This is a genomic window from Bacillus sp. FMQ74 (genome assembly GCF_001875785.1).
Lineage (GTDB): Bacteria > Bacillota > Bacilli > Bacillales > Bacillaceae > Bacillus > Bacillus stercoris.
In genome coordinates this window covers 100,674-120,048 of sequence record NZ_MOEO01000007.1, presented here as the reverse complement: position 1 = coordinate 120,048, position 19,375 = coordinate 100,674, and the positions used below count along the sequence as shown (strand labels likewise).

The window sequence follows — 19,375 nt, the reverse complement described above, 5'->3', positions numbered from 1 at the left end:
ATATGCAGACTAGCTTGACAACCTTTCAATCACAACCTGCGCGGCAGCGTATTCTTTTGTGTGAGTGATTGATACGTGAACGGCGGCCTGGCTCAGTTTGGTACAAATGATGTAGGGCTTGCCATTTTGGTCTTTCCTAATTTCAATGTCCTGAAAGCTGAGCTGCCTCCCTATACCGGTGCCAAATGCTTTCGAGAACGCTTCTTTTGCCGCGAATCTGCCTGCGAGAAATTCGATTTTTCTTTTCTCTGAAAGCTCACGGTATTGGTCAAGCTCGCTTCGCGTCAAAATCCGCTCGGCAAACCTTTTCTGGCGTCCAGCCATAGAGGCGATCCGTTTAAGCTCGGTAATATCCAGTCCAATGCCGTAAATCATGTATGATAACCTCCTTTGCGTACGTACTATTTAAATGGTTTGTCTCATAAACGTGTTACTATAGATATACCAAAATGAAGAAAAGGGGCTCGGAATGTTTATACGGACTGAAAATTTTCAAACGTTTATCAGGCTTTATCCCGTTGTCACCTTTATATTGGCTTTGCAAGCTGTTCTCTGGCTGTTTTTTTCACTTCCTGTCCATTCAGTCGTTTTATGGAGGGATACTGTCGCAGGCTATAATCTAGGTGTCGCTAACGGTGAATGGTGGCGACTGATCACACCGATTTTGCTGCACGCCGGGTTCACACATCTGCTGTTTAATTCCATGTCCATCTTTTTATTTGCCCCGGCTTTGGAACGCATGTTGGGAAAAGCGCGTTTCCTTCTTGTGTACGCCGGCTCCGGCATCATCGGCAATATCGGCACGTATGTTACTGAGCCGCTTGATTACGTGCATGTCGGGGCTTCAGGCGCCATTTTCGGGCTATTCGGCGTGTACCTGTTTATGGTTCTTTTTCGGAACGAGCTAATTGGGCAGGAGCATTCCAAAATGATCATCACACTGCTTGCATTTGCCGTTCTCATGTCGTTTATCAACTCCAATATTAACATGATGGCTCATCTGTTTGGACTATGCGGCGGGTTTCTTCTTTCGTTTTTGTGTGTGCAAAAAAAAGAGCGGCGGTATTAACCGTCCGCTTTTTCATATGAGTACCAGTTTAAAATGAAGGCTGCATCCTCTTCACCTACATCCCTCACCGTTAATTCTTCCATGTGGCTCGATGATTTCACTGAAGTAGAAATGGTATACAGGCGGCCTTTCTTTTGGAAATAGGATTGGCTGAACTTGCAAACCTGCATTCGTTTTTTCAGTACAATGGCAGTTGTTCTGCCTATAAATCTTGACGTCAGCTGCAGACGGTTTCCGTTGATTGTCCACGCAGCGTCTTTATACGCGAGATAACCGAAAAGCAATTCAATCGGCAGCAGGATGACCGACAGATAGCCCCATGGCTGAAAGAAGATACATAATGGGATGATCAAAAAGAGTGAAAAAATGACAGAACGGAACAAATAGCGTTTCAACGCGCGCCGCGGCAGGCGGCGGCAGTTTTCTTCCAGCGTGTATTCCGGCGTAAATGTTCGGAGCATGTACGGAAGCTTTTTTTTATGAATCATTGGAAAGAGAATGGTCAAAGCGCCTTCTTCTTTTTCCCGGTCGCCGCCGCCCGCACTGACGATGGACACCGTTACAAAGCCGAAAAGCTGGCGGATGATATTTTCTTTTATTTTAATGGCTTGTATTTTTCGCAGCGGTATCGTGACTTGATGTTTTTCAATAATTCCTCTTGAAATCACCAGTTCCTGCTCTTTTTTTATGATTTGAAAGTTCGCGTATCTAAACATCATGCCCGCAATGCTGAAAATCCAGGCGATAAATAAACCGATAAAAATGAGTACCGCGTAAATACCGATGCTGGCGTGCTGAAGGAATGAAAACTTATCGAATAACCAATCCATCGGCAACACTTCATCAAGCTGGGAAATCAGCGCAAATACAGCGGAGATAATGACTCCGATTCCGCCGGAGGTAGAAGCGGCCATGAGCAATTCTTTCGCGTTCATGCGATAGTGCTCTTGCACCTCAACGGCCGGCCCCAACTCCTCTTCAGCTTCAAGCTGTTCTTCATCAAGTTCATTTTCTCGTTTTTGCGCTTTTTTCTTAAAGACAGCTTCTTTGATGCGTTCGGCTTCTTCAACAGAAATAGCAGAAAGGACGGCTTCTGCCTCCTTGCCTCCGCCTGCTGTTTCAATTTGCAGCTTCACAAGCTTAAAGATTTGCTGGACAAGGCCCGCGCTCGTATTCATCGTTTGAATCCGATCAATCGATATGTATCGCTTTTTCGTAACAAATAAGCCTTCTTCGATTCTAAATTCATCATCTTCAATTCGATAGGTAAACCTTCTCCATTTGATGATGCTTGCCGCTACAAGCCAGATGAACAGCACACCGAGCGCAATGGCTCCGTAAAAACGGACAGTATGGTTTGAATTGACGATATACACAAAAAAGAATGGCAGAATGATATTTTTTATTGTTTGAATAATGGTATGGCATAAATTCAAAATGACTGCTGCCGGGTGCAGGCGTTTCGGTTCAGACATCATCGTCAGTCACCCTTGCCAGACGGGAAATGGAGTCTCTCAGCCGGTCCGCTTCCTCCATCTCTAAAGCGGGGATCGAATGAACGGTCGCAGCCGTGGAAATTTTCACCGTTGCCAGATTGTATTTTTTCAATAATGGCCCTTGCGACGTATCAACGTGCTGAACCCTGACCATCGGGACAATCACACGTGTCACCACAAAAATACCTGACTGAATATCTATTTCATGCTCATGGACTTCATATCGCCACACCTTATGACGGACCTTCGGAATAAGAAAGACCGTCACAATCGATCCCAGCAGCCAAACCGCGCCGAGCACGCCGCTGATCCAGTACGGCCAATGAAAATAATAGCTTAACACTGCAACTGCTATGACAATAAGCAAGCAAACAGCGGATATGATGATCTCTTGAAGTCGCCAAACCTTTAATCCGTCTGGACTGATTTGATTTTTTGGCTGCTCTCTCAAAAATACCTACCTCCCTTTTTTTCGTCGTTATTTATACGTCTCTTTTACAGAAAGGTTTCATTCTTAAGCATACAGAGAAAAATAGCTTCCGTCAGCTGAAAGTTTGCTGAATAACAAATCGCGAACATAAAAAAGCCCAAAACATCATGTTTTGGGCTCTGAATCGATCAAATTAGTAAGATTTTTTCTGGCGTCTGTCACCTGAAGAACGGCGATCGTTTGAACGCTTTTTGTCGTAGGAAGAACGGTTGTTGCTTTTCCCTTTTCCTCCGCGGTAGCCGCCGCCTTGACCGTCTCTGCGTTTAGAAGAGCGCTGGTTCTTGTAGCGTTTGCTGACCATCGGCGCTTCGTCTGTTAAGCGAACCGGTGTGTCGTCTGGCTCTTTTGTAGCCATTTTGATAGCCGCCGCAACCACAGTTACTGCATCATGATCTTCAAGCAGCTCAGCTGCCGCTGTCATGTAGAAGTTCAGGTTGTTTTCACTGATTGTCGTGCGAAGACGTTCAACAGTAACCTGCTGCTGGCCTTCTAACGCTTCATCAAGTGTAGGCTCCTTCATGCGGTCCATTTTGCGTTTTGTTGTTTGTTCAATTGCGCGAAGCATGCTTTTTTCACGCGGTGTAATAAACGTCATTGCCATACCTGTTTTTCCTGCACGGCCCGTTCTTCCGATACGGTGAACGTAGCTTTCAGGATCTTGAGGCACGTCAAAGTTGTACACGTGTGTTACGCCTGAAATATCAAGTCCGCGAGCGGCAACATCAGTTGCGACAAGAACTTCGATTGCGCCTTCTTTGAATTTACGAAGCGCAACCATACGTTTCGCCTGCGTTAAGTCACCGTGAATTCCTTCAGCTGCATACCCGCGAAGGTTCAGGGCTTCAGCCAGCTCATCGACACGGCGTTTTGTACGTCCGAATACGATCGCAAGCTCAGGAGACTGAATGTCAAGAAGGCGAGTCAGTGTATCGAATTTTTTGCGTTCTTGCACTTCCAAATAGAACTGCTGAATGTTAGAAACCGTCATTTCTTTCGCTTTTACTTTTACATGTTCCGGCTCAGTCATAAAGCGCTCTGCGATGCGTTTGATCGGCGCAGGCATCGTGGCAGAGAACAGAAGTGTCTGATGCTCGCTCGGCACGTTTGAAAGGATAGATTCAATATCGTCAATGAATCCCATGTTCAGCATTTCATCCGCTTCATCCATTACAACAGTATTTACATTGTTTAAACGAATTGTGCGGCGGTTGATGTGGTCAAGAAGACGGCCAGGTGTTCCGACAATAATATTCGGATTCTTCTTTAACGCCCGGATTTGTCGTCCAATATCCTGTCCGCCGTAAATAGGAAGAACCTTCGCACGTTTATCTTGTCCGATTTTATATAATTCTTCAGATACTTGAATGGCTAATTCACGGGTTGGCGCGATTACGATTGCTTGAATATTAGGAGACTCGGGGTTAATTTTTTCAACAAGGGGTATACCAAACGCAGCTGTTTTACCTGTACCTGTTTGCGCTTGTCCAATGACGTCTTTATTTGAAAGTCCGAGCGGTATTGTTTGTGCCTGAATCGGTGTTGCTTCTTCAAATCCCATACGATTAATTGCTTTCATGAGATCAGAACTTAAATTAAAATCTTGAAACGTTATAGTCAAATTATTCAAACTCCTTCTAATTGCTGTTTCAGTAATGTCGTGATTTACCACTTATAAAACTGCCCTTTAGACAAAAAGGACAGGATCCATCCGTATACAAAGCCCGAATTACTTTAAGTTTTATCTTACCATTACACTATTTGTTTTTCAATAAGATGAGAAGCAGATCAGCATCTCGAATATGCCGGCTGCTTTTCCATCCGCTCCCAAGAATCCGGCGGAGAACTTCGGTCAGCGGATGAAAAGTCCGGACGAATATGTTCGTATCGCGAAATAACCTATATATATTGTATCATAGCCGCAGCCGGCCAGATATACATAATTTTCGGCCGGCATACATTAGTGTTTGCACATCATGTTATTTTATGATGCAATATGCGTTTTTTCGCAAAATATTTTCTTAGGAAAGCGGGCTCTCTATTAAATCTTTAACGATTTCTTCAAGCTTCATACCTCTGGACGCTTTGAATAAAATCAAATCGCCTTTTGATGCGTTTTCCTTCACAGCTTGGAGGAGATCTTTTTTCTCAGTGTAGTGGCTGACGCGGTCTTTCCCAAAGTGTTTCAGGGCGCCTTCCGCGATAAAAGCTCCCAGTTTTCCGTACGTAAAGACGCGGTCAATTTTCTCAGGGCTGATCACAGCGCCGCACTCTTTATGGAACGTTTCTTCAAGATCACCGAGTTCAAGCATATCACCGAGCACGAGCATTTTTTTGCCGTAGCCTTCGAGGCTTTCTGTCAATTGAATTGCAGCTTTCATGGAAGTCGGGCTCGCATTATAAGCGTCATTGATTATCGAAAGGCCACTGTCTGTTTTGATGAGTTCAAGTCTCATCCCGGTTACCTTTAGGCCGCTCAGTCCTTTTGCCGCACCCTCAGGCGTGATGCCAAAATAAGCCCCTGCAGCAATCGCAGCCATGGCGTTCATCACATTGTGCTTGCCGAGTATCGGAATAAAAAACGTTTTTTCTATCCCTTTGATTGTAAAATGGGTTCCTTCCTCGCTCTGGCTGACATCCTGAAGCTGATAATCATTATGCGCTCCCGTACCGTACGTTTTCGTCTGGCAGCTGTATGCATTTTGAAGAAGCGGTTCGTCCCCGATATAAATCAGCACTCCGTCTTCTTTAAGCCCGTTAATGATTTCAAGCTTCGCCTCCGCGATGCCCTCTCTAGAGCCAAGGTCTTGCATATGCGATTCGCCGATATTCGTAATCACTGCCGCATCCGGGTTTGCCAGGCGGCTCAAGAGGTCAATTTCTCCTTTGGCGCTCATTCCCATCTCCAATACGGCGATCTCCGTATTTTCAGGCATCGCTAAAACCGTCAACGGCAAACCGATATGATTATTGAAGTTTCCTCCTGTTTTGTGGACACGGTACTGGGTCCCCAGTACGGCGTGAATCATATCTTTTGTTGTCGTTTTGCCATTGCTTCCGGTTACTCCGATGACACGCGTGCCAAGCTCCTGCAAATATGCTTTTGCAAGCTTCTGAAGTGCGGTAAGGGTATCATCCACTAAAATGACGGCGTGATTCTCGGGCGGATTTGGCTCTGACCGATCCCAAAGAACGGCCGCTACACCGGCTTCAAAAGCCTGCTCCACAAAAGCGTGGCCGTCAAAACGTTCCCCTTTCAGCGGAATGAAAAGCTGATGTTGTTCCAGTTTTCTTGTATCAGTTGCCACTCCATGAATGACTGTTTGTTCATATTTCGGATTTGTCAGTGTGCCATTGACCATTTCGGCAATGTTTTTTACTGTTCGCTTAATCAAGTAAGGTCCCTCTCTTTCTTTTGTATATACGGGAAAAAACACTGCCCTTTTACCGGCAGTGTCCTTCTTCATTAGAATGTATGCTTAATCAATTGTTTTTCAGCGTGGCGTTCTTTTGCAAGCTCCACAAGCTGTTCAATCAGGTCAGCATATTCCACTCCGGCTTCTTTCCAGAGCAGCGGGAACATGCTGAATGGTGTAAAGCCAGGCATTGTGTTGACTTCATTGATCAGAACTTCGCCGTCAGCTGTCAGGAAAAAGTCCGCTCTGACGAGTCCTGAACCATCGATCGCTTTAAACGCTTTGATCGCCATCTCACTGATTGTTGCGTATTCCTCATCGGTCACAATCGCCGGAATCATCAGATCAGTATCTCCATCCTCATATTTCGCTTTATAATCGTAGAAATCTGTCTTCGGTGCGATTTCTCCCACAACAGAGCATTTAGGATCGTCATTTCCAAGAACGCCGATCTCGATCTCACGGCCGTTAATTCCTTCTTCAACGACGACTTTGCGGTCATATTGGAAAGCAAGCTCAAACGCTTTTTGCAGTTCTTCACGGTTTCGGCATTTGCTGATTCCGACACTTGAGCCGAGGTTCGCCGGTTTTACGAAGCAAGGGTAGCCTAATTCCTTTTCAACCTGCTCACAGCTTTCTTTCGGAGAACGAGTCCAGTCTTTCTTAAGGAAAGCTGCGTATTTAGCCTGAGCAAGGCCGGCCTGCGCAAATAAATGTTTCATGACAACTTTATCCATGCCAGCTGAGGAAGCAAGCACTCCGTTGCCGACATAAGGAATGTTCAACAGCTCAAGCATTCCCTGGATCGTACCGTCTTCTCCGTTCGGTCCGTGGAGGAGCGGGAATACGACGTCGATGGCTTCATTTTGCTGTGACACTTCCTGCGGAAACATCTCCTGGTTCAAGGCAGCTGGAGAAAAAGCACTGCCTCCTTGCTCAAATTGAAGCATTTTCACATTTGAAACAGGCTCAGTTAAACGGGCGCCTCTTACCCATTCGCCTTTTTCTGTTATATAAATCGGATGTATATCAAACTTCTCAGTATTTAGCGCTTTGATTACAGCCAGAGCTGTCTGCAGGGAAACATTATGTTCTGCCGACTTTCCTCCGTACACTAATCCTAGACTTGTTTTCAATGGATACTCCCCCCACTACAATTCATCTTTACTATCTTATCACTTTCACCGGAAAATGATCTAATTATTTTTGGGCATGCTGATGTTGAATGCATTTGTATGTAATTCCTTTTTATTTTATATTAAAATGGCATTGAAAAGGAGATGTGACATATGAAAAAAATCACGACAAACGAACAATTTAATGAACTGATTCAATCTGATAAAGAAATCATTGTAAAGTTTTATGCTGATTGGTGCCCAGACTGCACACGCATGAATATGTTCATCGGCGATATTTTGGAAGAGTACAACCAAAACGATTGGTATGAACTGAATAAGGACGAGCTTCCTGACCTGGCTGAAAAATACCAAGTAATGGGCATTCCCAGCCTGCTTATTTTCAAAAACGGTGAAAAAACAGCTCACCTTCACAGCGCCAATGCCAAAACGCCTGAAGAAGTGACTGAATTTTTATCTGAACATATAAGCTAATTCGTTAAACAGCCTTATTTTATGTCGTCGGGCTCTACATGAACATGAACATGAGTGACATCGTGTTCATGTTTTATTTTGTCTTCTACTTCATCAGCCACTCCATGACCTTCTTCTACTGTAAGCTTCGGATCAACCGTAATGACCATCTCGATATGAACTGTGCTGCCTAAATACCTCGCTTTCACATCCTTTAAGCGATGCACATTTTCGATCCTCCCGACGGTCTGTTTGTAGGGCTCAAGATCTTTTAAATGGAAGCCGTCTGTTAAAGAATGTGAAGCGTCTTTAAAGATATCCCACGCCGTTTTGCAAATGATGATGCCGATGATAAAAGCCGTTACCGGATCAATCCACGGCAGCTGCAGCTGGGACGAAAAAACACCGATAAACGCGCCGGCACTTACAAAAGCGTCTGATCTGCTGTCTTTTGCCGCTGCCATCAGGGCAGAGCTTTTAATGGATGCTGCCAGCCTTTTGTTATATAAATAGATGCCATACATAAACACAGCACTGCCTAACGCCGTCCATGCCGCGATAAGATTTGGCGTTTCCGTCGTGCCGCCCGCAATCGCTTTTCCTCCGCCGATTAATACTTCAATGCCGACTGCCATCATAATAAAAGACGCAATAAGAGACGAAATTGTTTCAGCCCGATAATGGCCGTATGGATGATCGCTGTCCGCCGGCCTTTGGGAAATCCGCAATCCTATGAACACTGCTAATGACGCAACAATATCTGTTCCATTATTTAACCCGTCTGCTCTCAGCGCTTCAGAATGATATAGAATCCCAATGACTAGCTTCACAACAGCAAGAATGACATATGCAAAAATATTGAGGAGCGCCCCTTTTTCTCCCTTTTTCAGATTTTCTGTCCGCTCCATTGAATACCAGCCTCCATTCTATTACATAGTATGGTTCAAAACATGAAAAATAGCAGAACAGCGTTCAATGAAGCGGGACATTTCGACAGTAATTATTGCCCGGGAAACTTTTTGTCGATTTGTTGAATGTTTGTAAATTGGCAAAGAATAGGACTGTTTTCGCCTTTACAGGCTATTGCGGACATTGTATACTGAGGTTAATTGATAATGATTATCAATATCGTTTGATTGGAGGTTGGTGACACAATGACACCTCAGTCTGCAGAAATCAGAAAAAAACAGCTCATTCATCTGTTAATACAGAATGGTATATACAAAAAGTCAAAGCGTCATCTGTATGAATTGTCGCTTTAGAAAGTGAATACAAACATGTCAGGAGGGAGCCGGAGCATGCCGAAGCGTAAAATAAAAACTTACCAACAGCTAATCCAGGAAAACAAAGAGGCGATTATGGGCAATCCAAAGCTGATGAATGTTATTTATGACAGGATCGACCGAAAGCATCAAAAAAATCTGCAAGAGCAAAACAATACATAAAAAGAGCCGGAAAGGCTCTTTTTTTTATGACTTAAACGCTTCTGCTGCCAGCTTGTGTATCACGGCGTCATCCATCGGCGGGTTGTGGAGACCGGCGCGCACATCACGGTAATAGCGCTGGAGCGGGTTGGTTCGTTCAAGGCTTTTGGCCCCGGCAATTCTCATCGCTTTATCAACAACAGACAGCGCAGCGTTTGTGACAATATGTTTCGCCGCACCGAGCTCGCTTGTCAAGTGTGGACGCCGCTCCGGATCGTCATACAATTGAGCGATATGGAAAAGAAAGTGTCTGGCATTAAGCAGTTCAAGCTCCATTTCGCCTGTCCTTTGCTGTACGGCCGGAACATCCTTGATCGGTCCCTTCAAACTGTTTGGAGAATACTCAGATGCGAATTGAACTGCATAGTCACGCGCAGCTTGAGCCACACCAAGATAAATCGCCGGAATATGAAGCAGCCAGCCATTCGGCTTAGCTCCACGAGGCCCTTGAAGCAATTCGACCAGCTTATTCTCTTCAAGCATGACTTCGTTCAGTACAAGATCATGGCTCCCTGTCGCCCGCATCGCCATCATATCCCACGTTTCTTCAATCGACAAACCGGGATCATCTTTATGAATGAGAAACACGCCTGTTGTTTGTTTGTCTTCAATCCATGCGGTTACTAAAAAATAATCCAGTGCTTGTGACATTGTCGTAAAGGTTTTTCTTCCGTTCACTGCCCATTTGCCATCCTTTTTGACGGCGTTTGTACCCGGACGCCCTCCTCTTGTCGGGCTTCCGGTTTTCGCTTCAGTCGCCGCCCTGTTAATGACGGCTCCGTTTTGGACTTCCTTGGCCACAAATGCAAATACGTTTTCATCCCAGCTGTTGCCTTCTCCAAGCTCCCCGATTACGCTCAAATGCCAGCCGATGCTAAGAGCCGTAGGAGCATCTCCCCGCGCAAGCCGCTCTTGAAACAGGAGCATATCGTAAACAGAAATGCCCCCTCCACCATGAGAAGCTGGCAATGTTAATGCCGTATAACCAGCATCACGCAGTTTTTGTATTTTCTCCACAGGAAAACGTCCCTGTTCATCATCTTCAGCAGCTGTTTGCTGAAATTCATCCGCAATCCGTCCGATTTTCTCCATCCATTGCCGTTGTTGATCGTTTTGTATAAATAATGACATCCGGCAGCCTCCCAAGTTTTAATTCCGATAAATTTAATATGTATTATAGATTTCCTGCCATTTTTCCGCAACTGTTAATCTTTTTGTCCAGTAAGAAAAACACGCTGTTCCCCTAGGGAACAGCGTGTTTACACAGGATTTGCATCCCGGTCTTGTTTCATGCCGAGATAAATCAGCATATATGTCAGGTAACCCATTGTCATCACCAGGCCGCCAAAGAAAAAGCTTGAGAAAATCGGCTCTTCAAAAGCGGTCACTGCAGCCAACACAATCCAGCTGGCATACAGATAGATGATAAAATAGCGAATGCCCGTCTTCATTTTATATATCATGTACAGCCCCACGAGAGAAAACAACCCTAGCGCGAGCCTGAAATAAACAAGATGTTCAAACTGAAACATGAATGACACAAATGAGAATCCAAGCAGCAATACGATCGGTAAAGCGGTAATAAAGTTCCTCAATCGAGACACCTCCGTCAGTACCTTTAGTATAAACCAAAATATCAAATGATATTGATTTACGTGAGCTTTTTCACAAAAATGTCATTCCTTGCCTTTAGACCCGAACATCACGTTTACAGAAGCACCACCAGCCAACGACAATGAAGAATATGGCATGTATGATGATGATCCCAATTGAAAACAATGGCGTCATGCCTGAAAACAACGCTGTCTGTCCGCTTCCGTATTGCGTAAAGTCAGTGTTCGCAAAAAGCAAAAAGCTGCCCCACTTGTTTTCAAACAACTTCATGAGCTGAACAAGTGTACTCGCTCCGTATAAAACGACAAAAGAAACAACAACTGCTACCGCGCTATTTCGGAAAAGCGAAGAACAAAGCAGGCCGAATAATCCCATCATCACGGCTTCAAGCCAGTTTGACCCGATCAGCGCCAAGGTGTTTATCAGCAATGTCTGTGATTCCGAGGTCACGGATGTGCCAAAAAACACGAGACCGAATAATAAAGCCAAAATGTAGTATGCCAAATACAAATAAAAGCTTACCATTACGACTGTGATTAATTTTGACCAAAAAACCTTTTGGCGTTTAACCGGCCGAATGAGCAGAAATTTGATCGTCTTTTTATCAAATTCCATCGAAATAATTGTTGCTGCAATCACGATCGTTAAAGCCTGCAGCAAAATGTTCAGGCTCGGTGTATACGATAAATAGCCGATGAAGTTTTCATCTGTCCCGGCACTGATGACAATCCGTTTAATGATCAATGCCATGAAGAATTGAAAGACAGCCATCAGGATCAGGGAAACCAAAGTGACCTTCCGATTAAAAAGTTTCATATGTTCATTCCAAATTAATTTAGACAAGCTCTTCTCCCTCCTCTTGATGAGCAGTCGTCGCTTTTATAAATTCGTCTTCCAGTGATTGCGTGTAAGGCGTAATGGAAAATACATTCAGACCTTGTCCGACAAGTGATCGGTTCAGCTCCGGAATGTTTTCTTTTGCTACCTCAACTACAATCGTCCCAGCTTGGCGCTCAGCTTGATATTGATTGCCTGTCAGCCAATTGAGCGCTTTTTCTTGCGGCTGCACTTCTATAATCGCTTTTTCTGTGGTTTGATCAGTTCCTTGTAAACGGACTTCCGCTTTGATCTCACCCTTTTGAATGATGATGACACGGTCGCACAGATCTTCAACCTCGCGCAATAAATGGGTGGCGAACAGGACTGCTGTTCCTTCCACTTCTGCGAGCTCCTTAATATGATCGCGAAAATCCTTCATCCCCGCAGGATCGAGGCCGTTTGTCGGTTCATCTAGAATGAGAAGCTTCGGCCGGTGAAGAATTGCCTGGGCGATTCCCAGACGCTGGCGCATCCCAAGGGAATAGGTTTTCACCTTATCATGAATTGCTGACGTCAGCCCGACACGTTCTACCACCTCATCAAGCCGTTCATCCGCTATTTTTTTGTGCATATTCGCAAAGTGCTTGAGGTTTTCCCAGCCTGTCAGGTACGGATAGAACTCAGGGTTCTCAACGATCGCTCCAACCGCTTCCATCGCTTTTTCAAACTCTGTATCATGCTGGAATCCGCTGATTGTCACGCTTCCGCTGTTTTGTTTTAGCAGCCCGACGATGATACGGATAAGTGTTGTTTTTCCAGAACCATTCGGACCGAGCAGACCGATGATTTCACCCTCCATGACGTCCATGCTGATCTGTTTTAAAATCGCTTTAGACCCAATCTTTTTATCTAGGCCTTCAATATGTAAAATCGGCTCAGCCATAAAGCCTTCCTCCTTTTTCGACCAAAAATAAACAGTGCCCAAAATTAGGCACTGTTTGTATTATAGCATTTGTTGCTTCCAAATGTTTGGTTAAACCGATAGAGTCGGCGTTTGCTCAGGCTGCTTATCCTTTTCGGTTTCTGTAATGATAACAGCGCAGGCCGCGTCACCTGTTGTGTTCACCACTGTACGGAGCATATCAAGCAAGCGGTCAATTCCAAGAATCAATCCGATTCCCTCGACAGGCAGGCCGACAGATTGAAGCACCATGGCTAGCATAATCAAACCGACTCCCGGAACACCAGCGGTTCCGACACTTGCCAGTACAGCCGTCAATATTACCATCAGCAGCTGCGTAAATGTCAGATCATGCCCGAACACCTGCGCAATGAAGACAGTGGCTACCCCCTGCATGATGGCTGTTCCGTCCATGTTAATTGTCGCACCGAGCGGCTGGACGAAGCTGCTGATCGGCTCAGGCACTTTTAATTTTCTCTGTGCCACATCCATGGATACCGGGAGTGTCGCATTGCTGCTGGAGGTACTGAACGCCACAACCATAACCTCTGAGAAATCTTTAAAGAACGTGATCGGGTTTCTTCTGGCTAGAAGCGCCACCGTAGATCCGTAGGTAACGACTGCATGTATCAGCAATGCAACGATTACCACAATCATGTACAATCCCATCGCTTTCATTGCACTGAATCCTTGGCTTCCGATAGCTGTCGCAATCAGACCGAATGTACCATACGGAGCGAACTTCATGACAAGATTCACCAAGTACATCATCAATTCATTTCCTTGTTCAACGACTTTGAGCAGCATATCCGCTTTTTTTCCGAGCATTGTAATCCCTAGTCCGACAAAAATGGCAAAAGCAATAATTTGAAGCATATTTCCTTCCGTCATCGCTTGAACAGGATTGGTCGGAATAATGTTTAACAGAGTGTCTGCAATGCTTGGGGCTTTTTCAGCAGTGAATTCGGCAGATGAAGTATCATACGTTCCGAACTCTCCCGGTTTGATGACAAGAGCTAAAATGATGGCAATCGTAATAGCGACTGCAGTCGTGATGAGAAAATAAGAAATGGCTTTCACGCCGATTCTGCCAAGCTTCTTAGGGTCACCCAGCCCGGCTACTCCCAGCGTTAGTGAGAAAAAGACAATCGGAACGACAAGCATTTTAATGAGGTTTAAAAAGATGGTGCCAAGAGGACCAAATACAAACTTATTTAAATTTTCAAATAATTCAGGTGATGTTACGTTAAGAATAATCCCCGTCACAGCACCCAGCACCAATGCAATGATAATCTTTGTAGCCAGCTTCATCCGCATTCCTCCCTCTTTTGAAAAAAGCCCGCGAGAGACTCCCGCGGGCTTTGGCTATACAATCAAACCACAGGACTCTCTCTTCACGCTGATGAGGTTAGCTGCCGGGTTCGGACGAAGAGATGTCCGTTTTTCAGATGAAAAATTAACCCCAAAAGATCGGGTCCCCCACTCCTTATGACAGGATTAAGCGTGTGGCTTACTATTATATGATCTATTTTATTTATACAGAAAAGATCCAATTTTGTAAACTATTTTTTGTTACTTTTTTCTCGGGATCTTTTAGGTCGATCCTCCTTGTTGGTGACATCAAGAATATCAAGGAGAAATACAAAGATCGGAATTCCGATAATTAAGCCCCAAATGCCGAAAAAGTGTTCAGAGAAAATGAGTACTGTGAAGGTGAAAAAGATTGGCAGCTCTGTTTTCGCAGACATCAGCTTCGGATTTAAGAAATAGGTTTCGATCGCATGAATGGCGAATATGACCAGCACAATGTAGACCACATACATTCCGCCGCCAGTGCTGTAGGCGATAATGCTGAGCGGAATCAGGGAAATGACGACGCCTGCCACAGGGATCAGTCCAAGGAAAAACACCATAATAGACAGCCCAAACAGCTGCGGAAAATGCATAATCCAAAGCGCGATAAACGTCAGAATACAATTGACGAGCGCAATGATAAATTGTGCCTCAAGCACCTTGCCGAACGTTCTTGCAAATTTGCTTCCGAAAAAAGCAATTTCCTCATAAAAAACCCTCAGTTTGCTCGTTTTAAATTTCGCCATGAATTCAGATAGGCGTTTTTTCTCAAATAAGAAAAACATGCTGAGAATAAGCGCCATCACGATCTGCAAACCGAATGTGCTGATATCGGCCAGATACGTATACACTACATTGAAACCCTCTTTGACATATGAACTGATGTTGATATCTCCGAAAACACTGGTGATCTCATCAAAGAAAGGGATGCTGTCAGGGTGATACGCAATATGTTTAATCTGCTTGACCAGCTGCTGGATCTGCGCCGCGACGACCGGATAAAACACAAAACCCCCCACTGTTAGTAGCACAGCCAGCAGCATGTAAAGAAACGTAATGACAACCCGCTGGCTCACGCGGAAGAACTGGCTTACAAACTGCCGCACGACAAGCTCCAAACGATCCATTAGAAACGTGAAAATGAAGGTAAGCAATATTAAGTTGATCATGCTCTTAAATAGATATAACACACCAGTTAACACGACAAAGATGGAGAAACGCCTTACTCCCGGGTGCTGAAAAAATTTAACTAAAGCGGCCATTTATACACTCCTGTTAGGACAAACGTCCTTCATTCAATATAGTATCCATTTGTAAATTATATAACAAAAAAATGCTGAGGTCTCTGTCCTTACCTTAATAATTCTTAAACAATTAAAAAAACGGCCCCATGGATGGGCCGTTCTTTTTTCAAACTGCTGTTTTCATTTTTTTCATGCCTTCAACAGCCTCTACGCTTTTTGCTTCATCAAATTCATTTTCGCTTTTTGCAACAATGATCGTGGCGATTCCGTTTCCGATCAGGTTCACAATGGCTCTTCCTTCACTCATGAAACGGTCGACACCAAGCAGGAGCGCAAGACCCTCCAGCGGGATGACCTGAAGCGCTGACAGCGTTGATGCAAGGACGATAAATCCGCTCCCCGTCACACCTGCCGCTCCCTTCGATGTCAGCATCAGAACGAGGATAATCGTAATTTGCTGGCCGATACTGAGGTCTACTCCAAACACCTGTGCCAAAAAGACAGTCGCCATTGATAAATAAATGGATGTGCCGTCGAGGTTAAACGAATAGCCCGTCGGAATAACAAGCCCGACAACGGATTTGGAACAGCCGTAGCGCTCCATTTTATCCATCATACGCGGAAGCACCGATTCGGAAGAGCTTGTGCCAAGCACGATCAGAAGCTCATCTTTAATGAAGCGCAGATAATTCCACAGGCTGAATCCGTAAAGCTTGCAGATGATATTTAAAGCAACAAATACGAACAGGAACATCGTAATATAAACAGACATCATTAAGCTTGCCAGCGGTTTGATGGAATCAAGCCCAAAGTGCCCGATCGTATACGCCATCGCCCCGAATGCCCCGATTGGCGCGGCACGCATGATGTAGCCGATAATTTTGAAAAAGACGTGAGAAATCTTGTCGAAGAAATCAATCACGCTTTTCCCTTTTTCACCTAATGCTGCAAGACCGACTCCGAAAAGAATAGAAAAGAATAAGACCTGCAAAATGTCCCCTTTTGCGAAGGCATCAACCATGTTGGACGGAACAATGTGTGTTACAAATTCAATCCAGTCGATTCCCTGACCGCCATTTTGCGTGTATTGTGATACATCTCCCTTTTCAAGTTTGCTGTAATCAAGACCCGCACCCGGCTTCATTATGTTGACGACAAATAAACCGATAATGAGTGCGAGGGTGGTGACAACCTCGAAATAGATAAACGCTTTTCCCCCTACTTTTCCAACCTTCTTCATATCGCCCATTTTTGCAATCCCGAGAACGATTGTGAAGAAAATGATTGGCGCGATCACCATTTTAACAGCGTTGATAAATGTATCGCCAAGCGGTTTCATTTCTTTGCCGACATCCGGCCAGACCAGCCCGACAATGACCCCGATGACAACCGCGGTTATGACCTGAACTGTTAAATTTTTAAACAGTTTCATATCCTTCATCCCCCTGTCCTATTCGCCTTTGTGTCTTTCTTACTAGAATGATAGCGTTTTCATATAGTCTGGGGAAGTTTATGATCATAACGGACATTTTGGTCTTTTTGGTCTCAGGTTTCTCCTTTTAACACGTAGCGGTTGACAGGCCGGCCGACTCCGCCGTATTGAACGTCCAATTTGATGATCCCGGTTTTTTCTAAGTAATCAAGATATCGTCTGGCTGTCACTCTGGCGATGCCGAGCGCCTTGGCGACCTCTTCCGCAGAAAGGGATGCGGTTTGCTGTGTCAAAAAAGCAGTGACTTCATTCATCGTGAAGTGATTCAACCCTTTCGGCAGGTTCTGTACGGCCTGCTGCGGAATATTCAGGATCGCATCGAGCTGTTCCTGGGACAGCGTATCATTCGCTTCGATTTTTTGTTTATATTGCTTGTACTTTTCGAGCGCCTGTCTCATTCGCTCAAGCTTAAACGGCTTTAAGATATAGTCAGCCGCCCCGTTTTGCAGCATGAGTGAGATCGTTTCCTTGTCCTTTGCAGCGGAGACGACAATGACATCCACTTCAAGCTTTTGCTTTCTGATCTCCTGCAAGGTCTTGATGCCGTCTTTTTTCGGCATGTACACATCGAGAATGACGAGATCGGGCTGTTCTTCTTTAATCAGCTTAATGCCTTCCTCTCCGTTTCCTGCTGTTGCACAGACAGTAAAGCCTTTAACAGTTGTAATAAAATCCTTATTGACCTCTTGAACCATCGGATCGTCTTCAATGAGCAGAACTTTCCATTCTTTACGAGCCATGCTGTGCTTCCTCCCCCTTCATTGGAAAAACGATAGAAAAAGATGTCCCCTGCCCCGCATGTGAATCAACTTCTATCGTGCCCGATCCTTTGTCTATGATTTGTTTCACTAAATACAGGCCATAGCCTGTGCCGCCTGTTTTATTGACCGTAAAACCTTTGTCGTAAAGGCGCGGCATATGTGCCTGTTCAATCCCGCAACCGTTATCTTCTATTAAAATAGCAAGGATATCATCCGTTTGTTCGATACTAATGTCAATTCGTTTGTCATCAGATTGAACGGTTTCAAATGAACCGAAGGCATTTTCAATCAGATTCCCCAAAAGCACGACGATATCATGCTGATCAACATGCTCGGGAAATTGCTGAAGACTGCTGTTTTCATCTATATGAACAGCAATGCCGAGCTCTCTTCCCCTTCTGATTTTACTTAATAGAAGGCCTGCCGCAGCGTCATTTTGAATCGAGCGGTGCAGAAATTCAGTCACATTTTCCTGCTCAGTTGACGCCTGGAATGCAAGCTGCAAGGCTTTTTCAGATTTCCCTAACTGGATGAGACCAGCGATCGTGTGCAGCTTATTCATATGCTCGTGATTTTGGACACGGAGCGCCTCCACAAAGTTTCTGACACCAGTTAATTCCTCTGCCATCTTGGCCGCTTCCGTTCTGTCCTGAAAAATCGCGACGGCGCCGATCACTTTTTTCTTCATGACGATCGGAATTCTGCTGCTCATGATGACCTTACCGCTGACACGAATTTCTTCATTATAAACCGCTTTGTTTCGCTCCACGATTTCGGGCAGGCGCGAATCCTTGAGAACCTCCCAGATCACCTTGCCGATCAGATTCCCCTGCACTTCAAAGATCTGTTTCGCTTTTTCATTGAAAATCGTAATGATGAGACGGTTGTCAATGGCGATCACCCCTTCATTCATCGAGTGAAACGTTGCCGTCCGCTCTTCATACATTCGGACAATCTCATGAGGCTCAAGCTGAAACATTTGTTTTTTGATATGACGGGCAAGCAAAAAGGAACCCGCAAGCCCGAAGCCGAGTGTCAGCACAACGATGAATGCGATATCACGCTTTAAATGAAGCAGGATGTCAGCAATCCCCGGCAGCGTTTTTCCGACAAGCACCACGCCTATTTGGTTCAGGTCTTGATCTTTAACCGGATAAAAAGCGCGAACCGCTGTGCCGATCTCGCCCTTTGCTTCAGAGAAATAAATGTGCTCCGCAAACGCCGCCTCCTCGTCTGCTCCCTCTGATTTCTTGCCGATGCTAGTGCTGACAGGATGCGTATATCGGATGTGATTCATATCCATGACGACAATATAGTCTGCTTCATTAATCATCCTGATTTCTTCAACCGCATGGCGAACCGCTTCTGTTCGTTTTTTTCGCGCCAAGGCTTCTTTCACTTCTGTCATCTCTGACACCGTCCGGGCCGTATTCATCAGCCGCTTTTTCAGCTCCCGCTCCTCTGTATGCTGAATGTTGCCAATGAGCACAATGCCGCCGATCAAAAAGGAGAAAATGACGAGTATATAGGATAAGATCGTGATTTTCCAACGGATTGAGAGCTTCTTTTTGTTCATCAGCTTCTCCTTTC

General features: G+C 45.0%; 19 protein-coding genes, 1 pseudogene and 1 riboswitch. Of the genes and pseudogenes, 4 read left to right on the top strand and 16 right to left on the bottom strand.

The features are described 5' to 3' along the window. Nucleotides 1-9: 9 nt before the first annotated feature. Nucleotides 10-375, bottom strand: a complete 366-nt coding sequence (gene acpS / locus BLL41_RS14505; RefSeq protein WP_069839917.1) for a holo-ACP synthase — start codon at nucleotides 373-375, stop codon at nucleotides 10-12. 94 nt (nucleotides 376-469) lie between these two features. On the opposite strand from acpS, the gene BLL41_RS14500 reads away from it, so the two are divergent. Further along, a complete protein-coding gene (locus BLL41_RS14500; RefSeq protein WP_040084115.1) occupies nucleotides 470-1,069 on the top strand; it encodes a rhomboid family intramembrane serine protease in 600 nt (199 codons plus the stop codon). On the opposite strand, the gene BLL41_RS14495 is transcribed toward BLL41_RS14500, so the two are convergent. From BLL41_RS14495 to BLL41_RS14470, 5 genes are all read right to left on the bottom strand, one after another. Continuing rightward, the gene (locus tag BLL41_RS14495; protein WP_071578396.1) at nucleotides 1,066-2,547 is read right to left on the bottom strand and encodes a PH domain-containing protein; all 1,482 of its coding nucleotides are present in this window, start codon (nucleotides 2,545-2,547) and stop codon (nucleotides 1,066-1,068) included. The genes BLL41_RS14500 and BLL41_RS14495 overlap by 4 nt on opposite strands. After that, nucleotides 2,537-3,016 (bottom strand): PH domain-containing protein, encoded by a 480-nt coding sequence (locus tag BLL41_RS14490; RefSeq protein ID WP_014662848.1) that lies wholly within the window; start codon nucleotides 3,014-3,016, stop codon nucleotides 2,537-2,539. Before BLL41_RS14490 ends, BLL41_RS14495 begins: the two co-directional genes overlap by 11 nt. A 172-nt stretch (nucleotides 3,017-3,188) precedes the next feature. Continuing rightward, nucleotides 3,189-4,673: a degradosome RNA helicase CshA gene (cshA, locus tag BLL41_RS14485; protein ID WP_003246685.1), complete on the bottom strand. Its 1,485-nt coding sequence runs from the start codon at nucleotides 4,671-4,673 to the stop codon at nucleotides 3,189-3,191. A 400-nt stretch (nucleotides 4,674-5,073) separates the two neighbouring features. After that, entirely contained in the window at nucleotides 5,074-6,447 is a 1,374-nt protein-coding gene (locus BLL41_RS14475; protein ID WP_071578496.1) for a UDP-N-acetylmuramoyl-tripeptide--D-alanyl-D-alanine ligase, read from the bottom strand. Between the two features lie 71 nt (nucleotides 6,448-6,518). Then, nucleotides 6,519-7,604, bottom strand: coding sequence for a D-alanine--D-alanine ligase (locus BLL41_RS14470; protein WP_071578395.1), 1,086 nt, complete (start codon nucleotides 7,602-7,604; stop codon nucleotides 6,519-6,521). Nucleotides 7,605-7,757: 153 nt separating this feature from the next. Here BLL41_RS14470 and BLL41_RS14465 point away from each other — a divergent pair, with 153 nt between their 5' ends. Then, the gene (locus BLL41_RS14465) at nucleotides 7,758-8,078 is read left to right on the top strand and encodes a thioredoxin family protein (protein WP_003234326.1); all 321 of its coding nucleotides are present in this window, start codon (nucleotides 7,758-7,760) and stop codon (nucleotides 8,076-8,078) included. 14 nt (nucleotides 8,079-8,092) lie between these two features. On the opposite strand, the gene BLL41_RS14460 is transcribed toward BLL41_RS14465, so the two are convergent. Beyond that, nucleotides 8,093-8,965, bottom strand: a complete 873-nt coding sequence (locus BLL41_RS14460) for a cation diffusion facilitator family transporter (protein ID WP_071578394.1) — start codon at nucleotides 8,963-8,965, stop codon at nucleotides 8,093-8,095. 246 nt (nucleotides 8,966-9,211) lie between these two features. Between BLL41_RS14460 and BLL41_RS14455 the strand changes: the two are divergent. Together BLL41_RS14455 and fbpB are read left to right on the top strand one after the other, a co-directional pair. Beyond that, nucleotides 9,212-9,369: pseudogene (locus BLL41_RS14455) on the top strand (Fur-regulated basic protein FbpA). Then, the gene (gene fbpB, locus BLL41_RS14450) at nucleotides 9,323-9,502 is read left to right on the top strand and encodes a Fur-regulated basic protein FbpB (protein WP_083252893.1); all 180 of its coding nucleotides are present in this window, start codon (nucleotides 9,323-9,325) and stop codon (nucleotides 9,500-9,502) included. Before BLL41_RS14455 ends, fbpB begins: the two are co-directional and overlap by 47 nt. Nucleotides 9,503-9,526: 24 nt before the next feature. Here fbpB and BLL41_RS14445 read toward each other — a convergent pair whose 3' ends face one another. The 9 genes from BLL41_RS14445 to dctS all read right to left on the bottom strand — a co-directional run bounded on the left by BLL41_RS14445 (nucleotide 9,527) and on the right by dctS (nucleotide 19,361). Beyond that, on the bottom strand, nucleotides 9,527-10,672 hold the full coding sequence (locus tag BLL41_RS14445) for an acyl-CoA dehydrogenase family protein (RefSeq protein WP_071578393.1): 1,146 nt from the start codon (nucleotides 10,670-10,672) through the stop codon (nucleotides 9,527-9,529). 128 nt (nucleotides 10,673-10,800) lie between these two features. Further along, on the bottom strand, nucleotides 10,801-11,136 hold the full coding sequence (locus BLL41_RS14440; RefSeq protein ID WP_003225151.1) for a hypothetical protein: 336 nt from the start codon (nucleotides 11,134-11,136) through the stop codon (nucleotides 10,801-10,803). A 94-nt stretch (nucleotides 11,137-11,230) separates the two neighbouring features. Continuing rightward, nucleotides 11,231-11,998, bottom strand: coding sequence for an ABC transporter permease (locus BLL41_RS14435; RefSeq protein WP_071578392.1), 768 nt, complete (start codon nucleotides 11,996-11,998; stop codon nucleotides 11,231-11,233). Continuing rightward, on the bottom strand, nucleotides 11,991-12,917 hold the full coding sequence (locus BLL41_RS14430; protein WP_071578391.1) for an ABC transporter ATP-binding protein: 927 nt from the start codon (nucleotides 12,915-12,917) through the stop codon (nucleotides 11,991-11,993). Before BLL41_RS14430 ends, BLL41_RS14435 begins: the two co-directional genes overlap by 8 nt. 90 nt (nucleotides 12,918-13,007) lie before the next feature. After that, nucleotides 13,008-14,246 carry a dicarboxylate/amino acid:cation symporter gene (locus BLL41_RS14425; protein ID WP_071578390.1) on the bottom strand — a complete coding sequence of 413 codons (1,239 nt, stop codon included), beginning with the start codon at nucleotides 14,244-14,246 and terminating at the stop codon, nucleotides 13,008-13,010. Between the two features lie 72 nt (nucleotides 14,247-14,318). After that, nucleotides 14,319-14,449, bottom strand: a riboswitch (cyclic di-AMP (ydaO/yuaA leader). Nucleotides 14,450-14,497: 48 nt separating this feature from the next. Beyond that, entirely contained in the window at nucleotides 14,498-15,550 is a 1,053-nt protein-coding gene (locus BLL41_RS14420) for an AI-2E family transporter (RefSeq protein ID WP_071578389.1), read from the bottom strand. Between the two features lie 148 nt (nucleotides 15,551-15,698). After that, nucleotides 15,699-16,964, bottom strand: a complete 1,266-nt coding sequence (gene dctP, locus BLL41_RS14415) for a C4-dicarboxylate transporter DctP (protein ID WP_071578388.1) — start codon at nucleotides 16,962-16,964, stop codon at nucleotides 15,699-15,701. A gap of 113 nt (nucleotides 16,965-17,077) precedes the next feature. After that, a complete protein-coding gene (gene dctR / locus BLL41_RS14410; protein WP_071578387.1) occupies nucleotides 17,078-17,764 on the bottom strand; it encodes a two-component system response regulator DctR in 687 nt (228 codons plus the stop codon). Then, nucleotides 17,754-19,361 carry a two-component system sensor histidine kinase DctS gene (gene dctS / locus BLL41_RS14405; protein WP_071578386.1) on the bottom strand — a complete coding sequence of 536 codons (1,608 nt, stop codon included), beginning with the start codon at nucleotides 19,359-19,361 and terminating at the stop codon, nucleotides 17,754-17,756. Before dctS ends, dctR begins: the two co-directional genes overlap by 11 nt. Nucleotides 19,362-19,375: the final 14 nt, after the last annotated feature.

What these genes read in the sequence shown, in the direction of transcription:
- BLL41_RS14460 (WP_071578394.1), bottom strand. Translation starts at nt 8,965, where the DNA reads ATGGAGCGGACAGAAAATCTGAAAAAGGGAGAAAAAGGGGCGCTCCTC.
- dctS (WP_071578386.1), bottom strand. Translation starts at nt 19,361, where the DNA reads ATGAACAAAAAGAAGCTCTCAATCCGTTGGAAAATCACGATCTTATCC.
- BLL41_RS14495 (WP_071578396.1), bottom strand. Translation starts at nt 2,547, where the DNA reads ATGATGTCTGAACCGAAACGCCTGCACCCGGCAGCAGTCATTTTGAAT.
- acpS (WP_069839917.1), bottom strand. Translation starts at nt 375, where the DNA reads ATGATTTACGGCATTGGACTGGATATTACCGAGCTTAAACGGATCGCC.
- dctR (WP_071578387.1), bottom strand. Translation starts at nt 17,764, where the DNA reads ATGGCTCGTAAAGAATGGAAAGTTCTGCTCATTGAAGACGATCCGATG.
- BLL41_RS14425 (WP_071578390.1), bottom strand. Translation starts at nt 14,246, where the DNA reads ATGAAGCTGGCTACAAAGATTATCATTGCATTGGTGCTGGGTGCTGTG.
- BLL41_RS14430 (WP_071578391.1), bottom strand. Translation starts at nt 12,917, where the DNA reads ATGGCTGAGCCGATTTTACATATTGAAGGCCTAGATAAAAAGATTGGG.
- BLL41_RS14445 (WP_071578393.1), bottom strand. Translation starts at nt 10,672, where the DNA reads ATGTCATTATTTATACAAAACGATCAACAACGGCAATGGATGGAGAAA.
- BLL41_RS14465 (WP_003234326.1), top strand. Translation starts at nt 7,758, where the DNA reads ATGAAAAAAATCACGACAAACGAACAATTTAATGAACTGATTCAATCT.
- BLL41_RS14500 (WP_040084115.1), top strand. Translation starts at nt 470, where the DNA reads ATGTTTATACGGACTGAAAATTTTCAAACGTTTATCAGGCTTTATCCC.
- BLL41_RS14420 (WP_071578389.1), bottom strand. Translation starts at nt 15,550, where the DNA reads ATGGCCGCTTTAGTTAAATTTTTTCAGCACCCGGGAGTAAGGCGTTTC.
- dctP (WP_071578388.1), bottom strand. Translation starts at nt 16,964, where the DNA reads ATGAAACTGTTTAAAAATTTAACAGTTCAGGTCATAACCGCGGTTGTC.